14 protein-coding genes are annotated in these 17770 nt (G+C 61.0%); 10 read left to right on the forward strand and 4 right to left on the reverse strand.

Annotated elements, in window-relative coordinates; genetic code table 11:
* Positions 1-18 precede the first annotated feature (18 nt).
* From M728_RS24650 to M728_RS24660, 3 genes are read left to right on the forward strand one after another with little or no spacing between them, the layout of a single operon-like run.
* Positions 19-2259, forward strand: a complete 2241-nt coding sequence (locus M728_RS24650) for a TonB-dependent receptor (RefSeq protein WP_026621244.1) — start codon at positions 19-21, stop codon at positions 2257-2259.
* A complete protein-coding gene (locus tag M728_RS24655; protein ID WP_026621245.1) occupies positions 2259-3356 on the forward strand; it encodes a GNAT family N-acetyltransferase in 1098 nt (365 codons plus the stop codon). The genes M728_RS24650 and M728_RS24655 overlap by 1 nt, the downstream gene beginning before the upstream one ends.
* Entirely contained in the window at positions 3353-4405 is a 1053-nt protein-coding gene (locus tag M728_RS24660) for a siderophore-interacting protein (protein WP_051440920.1), read from the forward strand. The genes M728_RS24655 and M728_RS24660 overlap by 4 nt, the downstream gene beginning before the upstream one ends.
* A gap of 27 nt (positions 4406-4432) precedes the next feature.
* On the opposite strand, the gene M728_RS24665 is transcribed toward M728_RS24660, so the two are convergent.
* On the reverse strand, positions 4433-4834 hold the full coding sequence (locus M728_RS24665; RefSeq protein WP_026621246.1) for a cupin domain-containing protein: 402 nt from the start codon (positions 4832-4834) through the stop codon (positions 4433-4435).
* Positions 4835-5422: 588 nt separating this feature from the next.
* On the opposite strand from M728_RS24665, the gene M728_RS24670 reads away from it, so the two are divergent.
* Complete coding sequence (locus M728_RS24670) at positions 5423-6199, forward strand: sulfite exporter TauE/SafE family protein (RefSeq protein WP_026621928.1); 777 nt, start codon at positions 5423-5425, stop codon at positions 6197-6199.
* Between the two features lie 149 nt (positions 6200-6348).
* Here the strand turns inward: M728_RS24670 and M728_RS24675 are convergent, their stop codons facing one another.
* The 3 genes from M728_RS24675 to M728_RS24685 all read right to left on the reverse strand — a co-directional run bounded on the left by M728_RS24675 (position 6349) and on the right by M728_RS24685 (position 10620).
* Positions 6349-7143 (reverse strand): thioredoxin family protein, encoded by a 795-nt coding sequence (locus M728_RS24675; protein WP_051440970.1) that lies wholly within the window; start codon positions 7141-7143, stop codon positions 6349-6351.
* Between the two features lie 265 nt (positions 7144-7408).
* A complete protein-coding gene (locus M728_RS24680; protein ID WP_026621930.1) occupies positions 7409-9406 on the reverse strand; it encodes a glycosyltransferase in 1998 nt (665 codons plus the stop codon).
* Positions 9388-10620: an HlyD family secretion protein gene (locus M728_RS24685; protein ID WP_026621931.1), complete on the reverse strand. Its 1233-nt coding sequence runs from the start codon at positions 10618-10620 to the stop codon at positions 9388-9390. The genes M728_RS24680 and M728_RS24685 overlap by 19 nt, the downstream gene beginning before the upstream one ends.
* A gap of 447 nt (positions 10621-11067) precedes the next feature.
* On the opposite strand from M728_RS24685, the gene M728_RS24690 reads away from it, so the two are divergent.
* The 6 genes from M728_RS24690 to M728_RS24715 are packed head-to-tail and all read left to right on the forward strand — an operon-like array spanning position 11068 to position 17746.
* A complete protein-coding gene (locus M728_RS24690; protein ID WP_026621932.1) occupies positions 11068-12753 on the forward strand; it encodes a bifunctional diguanylate cyclase/phosphodiesterase in 1686 nt (561 codons plus the stop codon).
* Between the two features lie 36 nt (positions 12754-12789).
* Positions 12790-13308: a hypothetical protein gene (locus M728_RS24695; protein WP_026621933.1), complete on the forward strand. Its 519-nt coding sequence runs from the start codon at positions 12790-12792 to the stop codon at positions 13306-13308.
* Positions 13305-14483, forward strand: a complete 1179-nt coding sequence (locus M728_RS24700) for a class I SAM-dependent methyltransferase (protein ID WP_026621934.1) — start codon at positions 13305-13307, stop codon at positions 14481-14483. The genes M728_RS24695 and M728_RS24700 overlap by 4 nt, the downstream gene beginning before the upstream one ends.
* Positions 14480-16840 (forward strand): SpoIIE family protein phosphatase, encoded by a 2361-nt coding sequence (locus M728_RS24705; protein WP_026621935.1) that lies wholly within the window; start codon positions 14480-14482, stop codon positions 16838-16840. Before M728_RS24700 ends, M728_RS24705 begins: the two co-directional genes overlap by 4 nt.
* A 4-nt stretch (positions 16841-16844) precedes the next feature.
* Positions 16845-17396 (forward strand): ATP-binding protein, encoded by a 552-nt coding sequence (locus tag M728_RS24710; protein WP_026615759.1) that lies wholly within the window; start codon positions 16845-16847, stop codon positions 17394-17396.
* 11 nt (positions 17397-17407) lie between these two features.
* Entirely contained in the window at positions 17408-17746 is a 339-nt protein-coding gene (locus M728_RS24715; protein WP_026615758.1) for a hypothetical protein, read from the forward strand.
* The last annotated feature ends 24 nt before the right edge of the window (positions 17747-17770 follow it).

Raw genomic sequence — 17770 nt, forward strand, 5'->3', positions numbered from 1 at the left:
CTGCGCGCAGGGGGCGTTATGGGTAAGAATGAGAATGGCGGCGTTGGCCTTTACGTCTTCGCCGTAGCAGTGGCGGTTGGTACGAGTGCGCTTGCCCAGGAGGGAACCGATCAGGCCGAGGCTGCGACAAACCTGGAAGAGATCGTCGTAACCGGCGGCCGATCGCCCCAGCAGATATCGGAAATCGCCCGCACCATCTACGTCGTCGATTCGGATGAGATCCAGGCGGAGGCCCGCTCCGGCAAGACGCTGCAGCAGATTCTCGGCGACAAGGTCCCAAGCTTCGATCCCGCGAGCGAGGGCGCGCGCACATCCTTCGGGCAGAATCTGCGCGGCCGGCCGCCGCTGATCCTCATCGACGGCGTCTCGATGAATTCGGCGCGTTCGCTGAGCCGCCAGTTCGATGCCATCGATCCCTTCAATATCGAGCGGGTAGAGGTGCTGTCCGGGGCGACCGCGATCTATGGCGGAAACGCCACCGGCGGCATCATCAACATCATCACCAAGAAGGGAAAGGACGCAGAGCAGGGGCTTCATGCGGAAGTGACCGGCGGCATGGGCAGCGGCTTTGCCGGCAGCCAGGATTTCGACCGCAACGCGGCGGGCGCCGTCACCTATAATAGCGACAATTGGGATGCCCGCCTCTCGATCGCCGGCAACAAGACCGGCGCCTTTTACGACGGCAGCGGCACGATCCTGATCCCCGACATCACGCAGACCTCCACGGCCTTCAACGAGCGCATCGACGTGATGGGGTCGATCGGTTACCAGATCGACGAGGGCCGCCGGCTCGAATTCTCCGGGCAATATTTCGACAGCAAGCAGGAGTCGGATTACGGGCTTTATTACGGGCCTGGCCTTGGAGCGCTGCTCGGCAATCCCAGCTTGTTCGAAACGCGTGAGGGATACGAGTCCGACTTCAATCCTCAAACGCGCCGTTCGATGTTCAACGTCACCTACACCGATGACGACGTTTTCGGGCAGCAACTGTTGCTGCAAGGCGCTTACAGAAACGAGAAAATCCGTTTCCATCCCTTCCCTAATGTTACGAACGATACCGGCCTTTATTTCTTCGGTAGTTCGCAAGACACCGACTATTACAGCATCAGGGCCGCGCTGATCGCTGAACCCACCGACCAGTTGAAGATCACCTATGGCATCGATGCCGATCGGGATTCGTTCAAGTCGCGTCAGAACATCTTCGACCTTGGGACGGCCGCAAGCAGCGGGGGTCTGGATTTCAACACGATCGGCATCACCGGTCTCTATCCGGATATCGATGTTACGACCGTTGCCGGGTTTGCGGAGGCCAGCTACGACGCGACCGACAAGCTTACGCTGAACGGCGGCGTCCGCTACCAATTCGTCAAGACCGAGGTGTCCGATTTCGTCGGTGCGGCGCAGCAGATCGCCATCCTTCAGGGACGTGCGACATCCGCCGATGCCATACCGGGCGGCGAAGTCGACTATGATGCCGCCCTGTTCAGTGCCGGCGCGACCTACCAGCTGACCAATACGCAGCAGGTTTACGCCAACTTCAGCCAGGGCTTCGAACTGCCGGATCCCGCCAGGTACTACGGCGTTGGCGTCTATTCGCTATCGGGCGGACATTACACGCTGCTCAACAGCGTGAATGTCGGCGATTCGGCGCTGGAAGCGATCAAGACCAACTCGTTCGAAATCGGCTATCGTCTTGACGACGGCACCTACAATCTCGAAACCGCGGCTTACTACTCGTTCTCCGACCGCTCCATCAATCTCAATCGCTCGACCCTTGCGGTCGAGGTCGTCGATCAGGAGAGACGCGTCTACGGCGTTGAAGGAAAGGCGGGCGTAAAGCTCGACCACGGTTTCGACGTGGGAATGCTGGGCCATTGGGTGAGAACGGAGGTCAAAGGCGACGACGGCTGGGAAAAGGACTCCGTCGGCAGCGCGAGCGTCTCGAAGCTCGGCGGTTATGTCGGCTGGACCAACGACTCCCTCAGCCTGAAATTCGCCGGCCAGCACGTCTTCGAGCTCACCGATGCCGATGGCTTCACGATCGATGACTACACGCTCTTCGATTTGACCGGCGGCTACACTTTCGAGAACACGGACACCACTTTGAATTTCGGCATCCATAACGTCTTCGACACCGACTACACCACGGTCTGGGGCTCGCGCGCCAAGGCTCTTTATGGCGCTTTGGCCGACGAATCCATATTCGACTACAAGGGCCGCGGACGTACATTCGCAGTCTCGCTGACGAAAGTCTTCTGATGGACCAGGCCCATCAAGGAGAGCGCAATTCGCCGCCGGGCGAGAGCCGCGAGGCTCACATTCGCGGCGGCGGGTTCCGATCCCTCCAGCTCCACGCGTGCGGGCCGGTGGAGGTGTCGGAGGCGGGGTCCACCTTGTCGGTCACGGCGGCCAGCAACGATCGCGCGATCTTTAAGCTCAGGGACGGGGCGCTGACCGTTGCGGACCTCCGTGGCGGCGTCGTCGATGACTTGCGGCTCGCCTCGGCCGTTTTCGAATATCTGTTCGCCACGAAACGGGAAATGGTCTCCGTCTCACTCGAGGGGGACGGCTGGCAGCCCCTGCTGCCAGGATTGAATGAGCGCGGCCTTGTGGTCGAGAGCGCCGTTGTGCCGCGATCGGTGTTTGCCGAGATGTTCTGGCAGATGCCTGAGATCTGGACGGGCTCGCCCTCATTCGCCTTCCCCCGACGCGACGTCTTCGACGGAAAGGCCGAACACCCTCTGCGGCCGCCGAAGCCGGCCGGATGTGTCTATGCCAGGTTCATACCATGGCTCTCCGGCACGCTGTCGTTCCATATCGCAACCCTCGACGACCTGCCTGACGTTCATCGCTGGATGAACGATCCGAGGGTGGACGAATTCTGGAACGAGGCAGGAAGCGAAACCGACCACCGGCGGTATCTGGAGCGCATGTTCGCCGATCCGCATATCATTCCTCTCATCGGCCGCTTCGACGAACGGCCCTTCTCGTATTTCGAGATTTACTGGGCGAAGGAAGATCTGATCGGGCCTTTCTGCAGTGCCGGCGACTACGATCGCGGCTGCCACGTCATCGTCGGAGAGGAGTCCTTTCGCGGAAAGCCCTGGTTCACGGCCTGGCTGCCTTCTCTTCTGCATCTGATGTTCCTCGACGACCCGCGAACCGAGCGGATCGTGCAGGAACCGAGCGCGAAGCATCACCGCCAGCTCCGAAACCTGCAACGCTCGGGATTCGCTCACATAAGAAGCGTCGACCTGCCGACAAAACGGGCGGCGATCATGTCGATCTCCAGACAGCACTTCTTTACGAACCGGCTATGGCACCCGACCGCCGCTCAGGACGGGAGGGACTCATGAGGGGGTTTCCTTACGGTCTGCAGGCGAAAATCATAGCGGAGAAGCCCGAGCGCCTCTTCGAGCACCTGCACGAACACTTGCTCGAGCATGACGTCGATACCCGCCTCTCGGGCGGCAGCTTGTTCGTCGAACTCGCGGCAGTGTCGGGAACATTGAGGCTGACGGAATGCGGCGTTGAAGCGGATGTTTCCGCCGCCGACCTCGAGGCCCTCTATTTCGTCAAAGTGTGGCTCGAGGGCGCCGTCACGGATGGTCCCGACGCTCGAACAATTCGGATCGAGTGGAGCGAGAGCGGTCTTCAACGCCAGTTGCCGCCGAGCTTCTCCATCCTCACGGTCGACAGTGTCGCAGATATCACGCCGCGCTTGAGGCGAGTGAGCTTTCGTGTAGCGGACGCGGGCCTTTTCGCCACATCGCGCGACATGCATTTGCGGCTCCTCTTCAATCTCCGGGAGATCGCCGAACAACATGCGTGGCAGCAGGGCCGACAAGGGGCGCCACGGTCCGACATCAGGCCCATCTGGCGCGCCTACACGATCCGCTCCGTCGACGCGGCAAGCAGCACAATCGCCATCGATTTCCTCATGCACGATGCGGAAGGCCCCGGTTGCTGTTGGGCAAGGCGCGCGAAACGCGGTGACGTGATCGGAGCCGCAGGCCCGAGCGGTGGCGGCCTCGTCGAGGCGCAATGGTATCTTCTTGCCGGAGACGAGACTGCTCTGCCGGCGATTTCCCGCATTCTGGAATCGCTCGACGAAACCACGACTGCAACGGTGATCATCGAGGTTGCGACTTCGGCGGACGTAATACCCTTCACGAGCCCGGCGGCAGTCGAGGTCAAATGGCTGTACCGGAACGCGAGCGGTGGCGACTGTCGGGGTGACCTCGTGCAGGCGATCGCCACCGCAGACATTCCGGATGCTTCGCGGAAGCGATTTGCGTGGGTAGCCTGCGAAGCAAAGGCGGCAAGAAAAGTTCGTGCGATCCTTCGCGATCGAAGGCTTGCGAAAGACGAGCAGTCAGTCGCGGCCTATTGGCATGCAATGTGAGCCGATCAGGACCAACGCGGGAAAGGTTCACTCGACCGGAACGACGAGCGGCAACCCTTTTTCGACGATATACGTCGCGAGCTCCGATGCGTTGCCGTTGCCGACGTTCTTTGCCACATGGGCCACTCCGGCCGGAATGAACAAGGTTTCGCCGGCATGAAGCGTGACCGGCGATCTACCCTCGAGCTGATACTCGAGCGAGCCTTCGAGGACATAGGCGACCTCTTCGCCCGGATGGGAGTGCTTGATGGAGACGGCGCCCGGGTCGAAGTCGACGCGCACCTGGTCGACCTCGCGCGCAGGCACGCTGAGATCGTGCTGCAGGAGATCGGTGCGCCGGAGCCCCGGTTGCTGAGCCTGCGCTGCGGCCAGCATCAATCCGCTGCCGACGATCAGCAACGCAGCGGCCATGATCCGAGTGTTTTTCATAGGGTCATCCTTTCATGACTTGGTCGAGCCTTCGTCTCGAAGCCGTCGTGATTTCAGCGCAGGCATGTATTGGCGATGTGTCGGCCGGGCGAGGCTTTTGTATGCCCATGTATTCGCGGATGCGGCGGCTCCGCACCTTGAGCGGCTACAGCGCCGTGCGTCTTTTCGGACGCACAAAGGACGCTGTAGCACTTTGAATGGCTGCATGTTTTTGTCCTTAAATCGGGTACGATTTAAGGAAACATGCAGTAGCGTTCAATGAAGCCCGAGACCACCGGGATAGATCATACGATTAACGTGCATTCTGGAGGGAGCACGCTTCTATCGAGCCGCACTCGCGGAACAAGCCCGACGCATGGTCCGTTTTCTTGCGTGCCAAGAGCATCGCGACCGCAACTTGGTCGAGCGAAGAAGCCTCCGTGTGCCATTGCACATGTGAGGCTTCGTTATGCGCTACTGCATGTTTCCTTAAATCGTACCCGATTTAAGGACAAAAACATGCAGCAATTCAAAGTGCTACAGCGTCCTTTGTGCGTCTGAAAAGACGCACGGCGCTGTAGGCCAAACGATTCATAAGCGGAGCCTCTCATGGAAGAATTTCTACTGTTCGCGGCAGTCGGGTTTCTGGCCCAGGCGGTCGACGGTGCTCTTGGGATGGCCTACGGCGTGATCTCCTCGACGGTGCTCCTCGCCTTCGGCGTGCCACCGGCGCAAGCATCGGCATCCGCTCATGCTGCGGAACTGTTCACCACCGCCGCTTCTGGATCGGCTCATCTTTATCATCGCAACATCGACTGGAAACTGTTCCGGCGGCTGATCCCCTTCGGTGTCTGCGGGAGTATGCTCGGCGCCTTCGTCGTCACCTCGTTTGACGGAGATCAGGTAAAGCCGTTCGTGACAGCCTATCTCGCCGTCATCGGGAGCTGGCTCTTATATCGGTCGTTCTATCGTATTCCCACCAACCCGGTGAAACTGAGGATCGTAGCGCCGCTCGGCGCAACCGCCGGATTCCTGGATGCGGCAGGCGGAGGCGGCTGGGGTCCTGTCGCCACCACCGGTCTGCTCGGCGCGGGCGGCCAGCCGCGTTTGGTCATCGGCACCGTCAATGCGAGCGAGTTCCTGATTGCCCTTTCAGTGTCGCTGAGCTTCCTCGCCACGATCGTGACCGGTCACTGGGTGGAAGCCGGCGAATTCCGCGATTATCTGACCTCCGTAGGCGGGCTGATCGTCGGGGGCGTTTTAGCAGCGCCACTGGCTGGCTGGATGGTCAAGACATTACGGGAGAAAATGCTCCTGCGGCTTGTCGGATCCCTGATCACGCTTTTGGCCGGCTACCAGACCCTCGAACTGACCGGAGCGCTGTGAGCGGCCTTCGGTTCGCCTCAAACGACGCCACCGCGTTCCCGATTTCGTTCTGCGGGCGAGTGTGTGCCATGCGCGGCCCTGTTGGCGCGGCCGATCGCGGACCCCTTAGACCGGCTGTCGCCGCCCGTCGCATCCGCCGAAGGCCGGCCTCATCCTTTCGTGCTCGGGTTTTGGTTCCGGAACGCCGCCTCTCCGGCGTCCGACACCTCGACCCACTTTTCGTCGGGCGCTGCGTCTGCGACGTAGCTGTCGTGCCAGTTCCACCACTTGTAGGTTGGCGTCTGAGGATAGCCCTCGGGAGAGTCCTCCCAGACCTCCTGCCGGCCGAGCGGCGTGATGTCCAGGTAGTTCCAGGTGCTCCCCATTTGCTCATCGCCGCGGTTGTTGATGAAATAGGTCCGGAACACGCGGTCGCCGTCGCGGTAGAACACGTTGGTGCCGTGCCACTCGTCCACGCCGAAGTCGGCGTCGAACCTGTCCGTGATGGTAAACCACGGCATCTCCCAGCCCATCCGCGCCTTCAGCCGCGCGATGTCCGCCTGAGGTGCACGCGAGACGAAGACGAGGGTGGTGTCGCGGGCGTTCAGATGCGCGACATGGGCGACCTGGTCGGCCACCATGGAGCAGCCTCGACAGGCGTGGTCGGGCCAGCCGAACACGCCCGGCTCGAAGAAGGCGCGGTAGACGATCAACTGGCGCCGACCTTCGAACAGATCGATGAGGCTCACTTTGCCCTGAGGTCCCTCGAAGGCATAGGTCTTCTCCACGGCCATCCACGGCATTCGCCGCCGCTCGGCGGCCAACGCGTCACGGGCGCGGGTCAGGGCCTTTTCCTTCACGAGCAGCTCGTTTCGGGCGGCCTCCCACTCCTGCGGCGATACGACCGGCGGTGTATGCATGACAGGCTGTCCGCCCTTCCGTCCGCTCTCGGCTGATGTAGGCATGGCTCAGACCTCCTCGTTTGGGCGAATTTTCGCAGCTCATTGCTCATTTTGGTCGTGAGCTAGTTTCGCACCGGAATGGGATCGGTGGGAGTAACAAGTGTGGCGGTATTACGCGGAAGTCGCCGATACACGGTGCATTTCTTTGTGAAGCGGTGTCGGCCCGGGGCTGCGGGAATGCCGCCTGATCATCACACCGGCCGACGCGGGCTGCCCCTTCTGCTGTTCCCTGCGCCCTCTGAAAGAGGCGCTCTCCCGCGGCTCCCGATTAGGATGCAGTGCGTGTGCGCCCGAAAGCACGCAGCAACAGGTTCACGGACACGGCGACCTTGTCGATATCGGGAATGTCTCGGGAATAGCGTCCGGTGTAGAGCTTGATGATCATCCTGTCCCGCTCGAACCCGCGCAGATCGAAATGCAAGTGAAGGTAATATCGCCGCTCGTCGCCCGAGCGGGTGATGTCCCCGCGCCTCTGGGTCACCTGCTTCAGCTCCGCTTCGAGGGGCGCGAAGCCTTCGAGCTTCAAGATGACGCGAGTCGATTTGAACCGCGCCTGCGTCGGAACCGCAACCACCGCCTTGTCCAGGGAAAGGCTTACCAGGCGCCCGCCGGTGCCGTCGACGTCCACCGCCTCGTCGAGCCGGAAGGCCTGGAGCAACCGCCGCGGTTTCTCGAAACAAATAAGCGAAGCGATGACGAGCACGACTATGTTGATCCCCGACCAAAGCACCGCGATCGCCGAAAACGATCCGTTTGTCTGCGCGGTTTCCGGGACGATGTTTATCAGGAGGCCGAGCGCCGTGACGATAATGAATCCGGCAATCCAGGTGAAAGTATAAGCGTCAAACGCGCGCTCCTCGTTGCCGCTGCCCTTCGGCGTCACCTTGAAGGGCTTGCCGAACGGCCGCACCAAGCTCGAAAGAACGGTCGGCAGCATGCGGAAGGTCGAAAAAGTGCCGACGGCGCTGGAGACCACCGGCAGGTAGCGCGTCGGCGTGATCCACAGCATCAGCAGGAAATAGGCCGCCAGGACCGGCACCTGGTTCGAGACGTAGTCGGCGACATCGGTAAAGTAGAGCGGTAGAGCGCCGAACCAGAGGTAGGCGACCGGGACGAGGAGGATGATGAAGCGGACCAGATATTGAACCAGCCACGACATCGGCAGGAACATGATCCGCTGGAAGAGCGAGAGCCCCGGCCCGCGCAAGGGGCCATTGTGCAGGTAGAGCGTTTGAATGCCGCCCTGACACCAGCGCTCGCGCTGAACGAAATAGCCGGTGAGGTTCTCGGCGGCCAGACCCATCGACACCCGTTCGTTGAGATAGCGGGTCTTGTAGCCCCTGTTGAGCATCGAAAGCGTGGTCAACAGGTCTTCGGTGATCGACTCGGTCGGGAAACCGCCGATTGCGTCGACCGCCTTGCGGCGGGCGATTGAGCAGGAGCCGCAGCAGAAGCTCACGTTCCAGCCGTCGCGGCTTGGCGCAATCTCGTCGAAGAACAGGCGCTGCTCGTCGGGCCATATGTTCTCGAGACCGAGATTGGACTGTACCGGATCGACGTTGAAGAAATGTTGCGGTGTCTGCACGATGCCGATCGTCTCGTCCGAGAAGAAGGGCAATGTGCGCCTGAGAAAGTTGCTATAGGGCACGAAGTCGGCATCGAAGACGGCGATGAAGTCGCCGGAGCTTACGCGCAATCCATTGTTCATATTGCCGGCCTTGGCATGCGCGTTGTCGGTCCGCGTCACATGGATTGCGCCGCGCCCTTCGCAGAAAGTCTTGAGCCAGTCGCGCCGGCCATCGTCGAGCACATAGACCTTGAGCTTGTCCTTCGGATAGTCGAGCGCCAGCGCCCCGACGATCGTTCTTTCGAGAACGTCGAGAGGCTCGTTGTAGGTGGGTATGAAAACGTCGACGGTCGGCAGCTCGCCGTCCCTTCGTGCGAAGAAGGACTGTCCGAGGCGGTCGGCCTCGACGCTGCGATCGACATAGCGGCTCATCAGGATGAGAAACAGCATAACCTCGGTGAAGGCGAGGATCTCGACGATGAAGACGATCCACACCCAATAGAAATTGGCGCCGTCATTGGGATAGGGCAGGACGGTCTCGGTGAAGCGCCAGACCATGTAGCGCAAGGCGACGGCGGCGACGAAGGCGCAGGTGATTGCCCGTGCCCAGGTCCGGTGGCGCGACCAGTTGAAAGGGCCGAGAAGAAAGAAGGCAACGACCAGCAAGGTCGGCGCCAGCGCTAGAAGAGGTTGAACCACAGGCCTTTGATCCACTGCGTGAGCCGGAGGTTATGCTTGGAAATGCGCACCTGCGCCGTCCGTCCCACTTGGCAGAAATTGGCGAAGTCGCTGCTGAGGGCGGACGGCGGCAGCAGGATGCGAATCCGGGCATTGCGCTCGTCGGTTTCAGGCTCGTCGGCGGCAAGCGAGTCCTTTTCGACGACGGCGGAGGAACCTTTGACCGCTTGCACCTGACCCTTGAAGACATCTGCGCGTCCGAAGAGCCGGACCTCCGCTTCGCGACCGGGATAGATTTCGTCGTAGTCGACCTCCGGAACGAGGATGTCGACGAACAGTTCACGACAATCGAGGATGCGCATCATCTCGTTGTTCAAGACGACATTGGAGCCGCTGACGATGCTCCTGCTCCAGATGACGCCATCGAATGGGGAGGGGATCGTTGCCGATTCGAGACTGCGAACCCGCCTCTTCTCCTCGGCGAGTTGCTGCGCGGCCTGGCTTGCCCTCGCCTCGTTCTCGGCTATGCGCGTATTGAGATCGCCGATGCGTACAAGCACCTCGTCCTGGCGTTGGCGGGAATAGGGCACATCGTTCTGGCCGTCGCCGAGGACGAATATGCCCTGGCGCACGGCGTCGAGGCGTTGCCGCAGCAATTCCACGGTCAAGTTGCTGATCTCGAGTTCGCCGCCGGTGGCCGCACCGGCTGCTTCCGCCGCTTCCACCATCTTGCGGGTGAAGATCCCCTTCGACTCCAGTTCCTGCCGACGGTCGAGATCGACCTTTGCCACGACATCCTGCGCGCGCGACACCTCGACTCGTTTCTGCAGAATCCGGAGCTCGCGTTCGAGACTGGCGACTGTCGCGTTCTGGAAGATGTCGAGCCGACCCGCCAATTCGTCGCGGAATCGGACGAGTTCGTTCCGCTCCTGTCGCAGTGCCGCGACACGCTCGACGGCGGTGCGGTGATCGGCCCGCAGCGACGCAAGAATTGCCCTGTTGACACGCGTATTGCTGATGATGGCGAGTGTTTCCCCCTCTGTCACCGGGGTTCCGATCTTGGGCGCCGGCCTCGTGATCTCACCGTCGATCGGCGCGTTTATGACGGCGAAGCGCGCGTTGACCGTTCCATCAAGGCTGGTAAAGCCCGTCAATCCAGGCAGCAGCACGACAGTTGCGAGCGCCACGAGCAGGATGCCCACGGTGATACGTGTGAGCCGATGATTGAGGATCATGCCGATGGCCCCCTCATCATGCCTAAGCGGCCGCGGCGCAATTTCGGACGATGTCTCCTTCCTGCTGACACAAGCGTTCCTCGCGCGATCCTACTACCTGAGCGAGCGCCGGTCTGCTTTGCCCGGCTATCGATTCAACTTTCCGTCGGGAGTTAGCCGGGGACAACCCTCAAAATTGCCAGTTTCGACGGCGAGTCTTACGAAAACGCGGGTGTGTGATCGTCCCTGCGCGGTTGCCGATACGCCGCAACGGCAGAGTGGATATCCATATCTCGGTGCGCGACCGGCATTGACCGCGACACCTTCCGCGATAATTTGTGAATGGACAACTGCGTCGAGACGATATTGACCTGGGTCAAAGCCACGGGCCGCTGGCCGAATAGAACGGAGGCTGGATAGGACCGAGACCCTCGGACGAGGCACACGGGAAGCGTATGGAGGACCAGGATGCCGGACGCGGACGCCACGATGTCTGCTTCATCTCTCGCCGAGAGTGGCTTTATCGCCGATACGGAAGAGCTCGTCTCTCTGTATGACGAGAGCTTCCACCTCGTCGACTGCTCGGCGACGCACAGGAAAACATACGCTGTCGATTCCCTTGTCGAAACGACCCTCTGGCACATCTATCCAGAGCTGCTGGCGCCCGGTCCGAAGTCCGCCGTCGAATTCGTCGCCGCAAGCGGACTGCCGCGCACCGTCGAGATCGCCGATGTTGCGACCGGAAGTCGTCGCACTCTCATCATCTTTCGCAGCGCCCGCGGCATCGGCGTCAGTGAATCGGACCGGAGTTCCACCTGCCGCGAGACGTCGAGCCAGAGCGAAAGCGACCGCGCACTTCTCCTTCACCAGGCGACCCACGACGTCCTGACCGGGCTGCCGAACCGGCGGCAATTCAGCGATCAATTGCGCAGCGCGTTGCCCGTGCCAGGGGTCGCGCGGCTGGCCCTCATGCAAATCGATCTCGATGATTTCAAGCCGGTCAACGACACGCTCGGCCACGGCGCCGGCGATATCGTCCTCAAGATGGCGGCGGAACGGATCAAGAGCGTGCTCGGGGATCGGGAGGTCGCGTATCGGCTGGCGGGCGACGAGTTCGCCGTCATCCAGTGGCGATCGGATCAGCCACGCGAGGCCGAGCGTCTGGCCGACGCGCTCGTCAACGCCTTCAGGGCACCATTCATCGTCGACGGCATCACCGTCTTTGTCGGTGCGAGCGTCGGCATAGCCGTCGCGCCCAACGACGGGAACGAGGTCGAGCACTTGATGAAGGCCGCGGACATCGCGCTCTACGCGGCAAAGAAGGATGGCCGCAGCCGGGCAAGGACCTTCACGCGCTCGATGCTGATCGTGCTCGAACAGCGGGAAATGTTGCGTCGAAGCCTGCGCACCGCGCTTCAGGAGGGACAGTTCTTCATCGAGTACCAACCGTTCGCAAGGCCCACCTCCTCCTCGATCGTCGGCTTCGAAGCGCTTCTGCGGTGGCGTCACCCCCTGGTGGGCGACATTCCGCCGAACGTTTTCATTCCCATGGCCGAAGCGGACGGCCTGATGAGCGAAATCGGCCAATGGCTGCTGGAGCGGGCCTGCCGGGCGGCCATGACTTGGCCGCCGCACTACACGATCGCCGTAAATCTCTCTCCGGCGGAATTCCTGCAGGAGGGCCTTACGGATCGCGTGGCCCAGACCCTCGATCTCGTCGGAATCCGGGCTGATCGGCTCGAACTCGAGATCACCGAATCGGTACTCCTGGAACGAACGATCAACAATCTCGACACCCTCAATACCCTGAACCTTCTCGGCGTCCAGATCTCTCTTGACGACTTCGGAACCTACTATTCCTCGCTGAGCTACCTGAAGAATTTCCCGTTCGATACGATCAAGATCGACCAGTACTTCATCAAGGACCTCGAGAGGGACGAGAAAAGCCAGACGATCGTGCGCTCCATCATCGGATTGGCTCATGGCCTCGGCATGCATGTCACCGCCGAAGGGGTGGAGACCAAGGCTCAGGCAGAGTGGCTGCAGAAGGAGGGATGCGACCGCTTGCAGGGATTCCATCTCGGCTTTCCGATGCCGGCAGAGGCGATCGGCGAATTTCTCGGCAGGACGGCGGCCGTTCCATTTGCCCATTAACATCGTGTCGAGTTTCGCATGCGAAGGAGGAGAGACATGGCCGTAGCCGAACAAGAGCGAGCGGAAGCGCCCTTCGAACCCCTGCTCCAATTCGAGATGGAAATGGGAACCTTTCTTTCGGACTGGCAGCATTGCGACCAGTTGTCGACCTTCATGGCACGGATGATCAGTCACAACCGGGCGGATCCCGTCCGGCATTCGAATTTCTTCTCGTCCGCGCTCAACGAACTCCTGGAGGTGTCCTTTCGCGGCGCTTCGCCGGACGGCCAGATTGGCTGCGCCGTCTTTCGTCAGGGGTCGACCGAGCGAGTGAGGCTCACTTTCTCGTGCCCGCCCGGCCAGCGGCAGTTCTATCGCGAAGCGGTATCGAAAACCCGCAGGGGAAACGCCTACGCTCGCTATCTCGATGCGATTTCAACCGATTTCGCACCGAGCCGGGAGGCCGTTCTTCTGGATCTGGCGATCAATTTCGATGCCGAGATTCACCTGGAGGAGAACGACCCGCCGGCGATAACCCTCGTCGTCGACCTGCCACTTGAAGGAATGGTGAGTTGAGCACGGCAGCCCTTTCAACGCCGTTCAAGGCGGACTTCGATCCGAACAGCCAGGAGTTTTCTCTTTCCGGCGTGGTCCGGCCGCGTTCGGCCGACGAGATCGCCGCAAGCATTTCGATGCTCAGAGAGGCGATCGACGGTGTGCGCGGCATCCTCTACTTCAATGTGAAGCGCCTGGTTCAGATGAACAACACGGCCTTCCAGGCCTTTGCGCGCGTCCTTCTCGACACATGCCGGAGGCGGTCGGATCTGCGCTTCGTGGTCGTCACGTCGAGTGTCGTGGGCTGGACCGAACGCATGTTCGGCCACTTGAACAAGATCGAACCCCAGGTGACGGTCGAGGTCTATGACTCCAAGTTCTACCCCGGCCAGAGCTTCGTGGAGGACACGAGCTTCATCCCGATACTGCGCACGCAGACCAAGATGACCTGGCGTCACGAGCGCACGATCCTTTCTCGCCATGGCATGCGTCCGGGAATCTCGATGGCCGACATCTGCTGCGGCATCGGCGATTTCGCCATGCTTGTGCGCAAGGAGTTCCAGCCGGCACGCATCGTCGCCCTCGACCATTCGAAGGCGAGCCTTGCCTATGCGCGCGACGTGGCATCCGGTTTCGGCATCACCGACATCGAGTACACCTACGGCGACGCGTCGGAGATGCTGCTCGAGGACAACCAGTTCGACTTCGTGACCTGCCGTCATTCGCTGCAGATATTCAATCAGCCGGACGTGCTGCTGAAGGAGCTTTACCGGATCTGCAAACCCGGTGGCCGGGTATACATAACCAATGAGAAGAACTCGCACTGTCTGGGGGAGCCGCGATCCAAGAGTATTCAGTGGACCTATAACGAGGTCGAGAAGCTGTTCAGCCATTTCGAAATGGATGTCGAGCTCGGGCCGAAGAGTCGGCGCTACCTCGCCGATGCCGGTTTCGACGATATCCGCGTCGAGTCTTTCATGGTGACCAATCTCGACGGAGACCCGCAGGACTTCGCCGACATCATAACCGCCTGGGAGAACGTCTATGCCGGCGAAATGGCCGTGAAGCGCGGCGACTCTCGCGAATTCATCGAGCGGTTCCGTCAGGGCTTCCGGGACCACATCTTCGCGTCGCTCCACCCCAAAGGCTACGCCGGCTGGCCCATCTGGGCGGCCTCGGGACGAAAACCCTCATGAGCGCCGCTGGGGATAAGACCTCTCGTTTGGGCCTGCGCTCATTCCGCGCCAAATTCGTTCTCGTCGTCGGCGGTGCGGTGCTCTTCGATCTGCTCGTCACCGGCGGCCTTGCGCTCTGGAATGTGCAGAGGCTTTCCCGTGATGCCGCGGCGGAAGTCGGCCGCGGTCTGGAGGAGGCCAGCCAGGACTTCATCCGCTCCTATGCCGAAACGACGGCCGCCCGCGTCAACCTGCTTCTCAACCAGGTGCACTCCGACGTCGGCACGCTGGCCGGCGTTCTCCAAGCACAGATCGACCGGCCGGTGAGGAAGTCCGAGATCGGCGAGGCGATGGCGCGCGGCGCGCCGGGAACGGTCAACGTTACCTACGACAAGAATGGGGGATGGGCGCAGAACCTGCCCGGCCCGCTGTCGGTCGTCAGCGTCTGGGGATATCTGCTCGATTCGAACCATGTGCCGCTTCCCGAGGTGCAAACGGAGATCGAAAACAGCGCGGTCCTCGACCTGGTCGCCCCGAGCCTCCTCGCAACAGGCCAGTCGAAGCTGCAAATGTACTATATAGGCCCGAAGGAACGGCCGATCTTCCGGACCGCGCCCTACACGGATCAGGCCCAGACGTTCGACAGGCTTTACCCGGGCCACAATACGGCGGAGTTCTGGTCATTCTTCTTTCCCGGGCTTTACGAATCCTGGGAGCAATGGGCGCGCGATTCCAAGTCGCGCCCGGTGGCCAACGATATCACCCAGACTGCTCCCTATACGGACGCGATCACGGGCAAGCTCATCGTCAGCTTCTTCCAGCCGCTGTGGTCGCGCGATCGCAGCCGGGTGGCCGGTGCCGCCGGAGCGGATATCACGCTCGATCAGTTGGCAGAGATCGTCGAGAACGTCAAAGTCGCCGACAGCGGCTTCGGTTTTCTGACGATGTCGGACGGCAACGTCGTCGCGATCAACCCGGTCGGGGAAAAGGTCATCGGTCTTCGCTCGTCGAGCGCTGCCGGCAGCGAGGGTGTGACCGGTGTCGACCGTTCACTGCGCAGAAGCGTGCAGCCGGAAATCGCGCAATTGCCGCTGGGCGAGGACGGGCTGCTTAAACATATCCTGCTCGACGAGAGCGGCGAGAGGGTGCCTTATCTGGTCGTAATGAAACAATTGCAGCCGACTAACCTCTGGGCGTCGGGGCCGGTTCGTCGCGAATCCATGATGCTCGGCATCATCGTCCCCGAGCAGGAAATCTACGCTTCGCTGTTCGCGGCCCAGGCCGGAATTTCGCAGGCGACGAACAGGATCGTCATCTACCAGGTCCTGGCGCTGCTTGTGTCCCTGTGCTTCGTCATCGCCGCCGTCTTCGCCATATCCAAGCGGATAACGGGCGGCATCAGCGCGCTTGCCGGTGCGGCCAAGCGTATTCAGGCCAAGGACTACTCCGTTAGGGTCGACATCCCGACGCGCGACGAGGTCGGCGAGGCGGGGGCGGCCTTCAACCGCATGGCGGAGCAGATCAGTTTCCATACCGAGAACCTGGAACAATTGGTCGAGGATCGGACGAAGGAGCTCGAAGAGGCGAACCTGCAGATATCCGGCTTGAACGAGCAGTTGCGCAGCGAAAATCTGCGCCTTGGCGCCGAGCTGGACGTTGCCCGTCGCATCCAGATGATGGTCTTGCCTCGAACCACCGAGCTCGATGCAATTTCCGATCTGGAGATCGCCGCCTATATGCGGCCGGCCGACGAGGTCGGCGGCGACTATTACGACGTGTTGAGCAGCGGCAAGCGGCTGAAGATCGGGATCGGCGACGTAACCGGTCATGGCCTCGAGAGCGGCGTGCTGATGCTGATGGTCCAGTCCGTCGCGCGGGCGCTACAGGAAGCGGGCGAGATGGATCCCTCGCAATTCCTCAATCGTGTGAACCGCGCCATCTACAAGAACCTCGTCAGGACCAGTACCAACAAGCATCTGTCGCTCGCCTTCCTGGACTATGACGGAGCGCATATGACGCTCTCCGGCCAGCACGAGGAACTGATCGTGGTCCGCGATCCTGGAAAGGTCGAGCGGATCGACACGCTCGACCTTGGTCTGCCGATCGGACTGGAACCGGACATCTCGTCCTTCGTTGCGACGCGCGACATCTCCTTCGGTCACGGCGACATGATCATTCTCCATACTGACGGGGTGACTGAGGCGGAAAACCGGAACGGCGAACTCTTCGGCATCGAAAGGCTCTGCGAGAGCGCAGGTCGCCGCTACGGGGGCAGTGCCGAGGATGTCAAAGCCGGCATTATCGAGGATCTGATGGCACATATCGGCACGCAGAAGATCCATGACGATATCACGCTGGTAGTTATGAGACATAGGTAAGCGGATGACGACCTTATACGGATTGGAAGACCTCGCGATCGGAACGGGCGAAAACGTCACGAGACTCCGTCTCTTTGAGGGGCCGCTCGATCTCGGCTGGAAACATTGCGCGATGACATCGGACTTCGTCGCCGAGTTGGTCGCCCTGCGCTACAGATCCTCCCGCAACCTCTACAAGGACGTCCGCCACAATGTCGGCTACCTGACCAATGAACTCATAGAGAATGCGGTCAAGTTTCGCACCTCCGGCGAAATCGTCGTGGAGGCATCGATCTCGACCAGCAGCTTTCGGACAAAAGTTTCCAATTACGTCGACAGGGACACGGCCGAGCAATTTCAGCATCTGCTTTCAGAAATAACCGCCGGAGACCCTGGCGATCTGCTAATAAAGCGGATCGAAGCGAATGCCACGGGCGCGGGTTCGGGCTCGGGGCTTGGCCTGCTCACCCTCATGAGCGATTATGGCGCTCACTTCGCTTGGGTTTTCGGATCCGGTGAACAGGAGATTCCGCTGGAGACCTACGCCTCGATTGCAGTCCCTGATCCCTCGAATTGATGGGCGACAAAATGGAAGTCAAGGAAGACGAATATCGCGTTTGGTCGGAAGGCAAAGACATCTATTTCGACGGGACCATGCGCCTGCCCAGCACCGAGGCCTACGCCCCGATCTTGTCTCTGGTGATGAATGTTCTCGAGACCGAACCGGATCGAATGACGATAGACCTCACGGGCTTGCAGTTTCTCAATTCGTCCGGGATCAACCTGCTCGCGAAGCTCACGATCGAAGCGCGCAAGCGGCCGAACATCCAGTTCACCGTCAGGGGAAGCTCGGAGTTTCCCTGGCAGTCGAAGTCACTGCCGAACCTGAAGAAACTGCATCCCGGCGTCGATCTTAGACTGACCTGACGGGAGCTGTCCCGTGCCGATCAT

The sequence above is a fragment of the Ensifer sp. WSM1721 genome (assembly GCF_000513895.2).
In the GTDB taxonomy this organism is placed as follows: domain Bacteria; phylum Pseudomonadota; class Alphaproteobacteria; order Rhizobiales; family Rhizobiaceae; genus Sinorhizobium.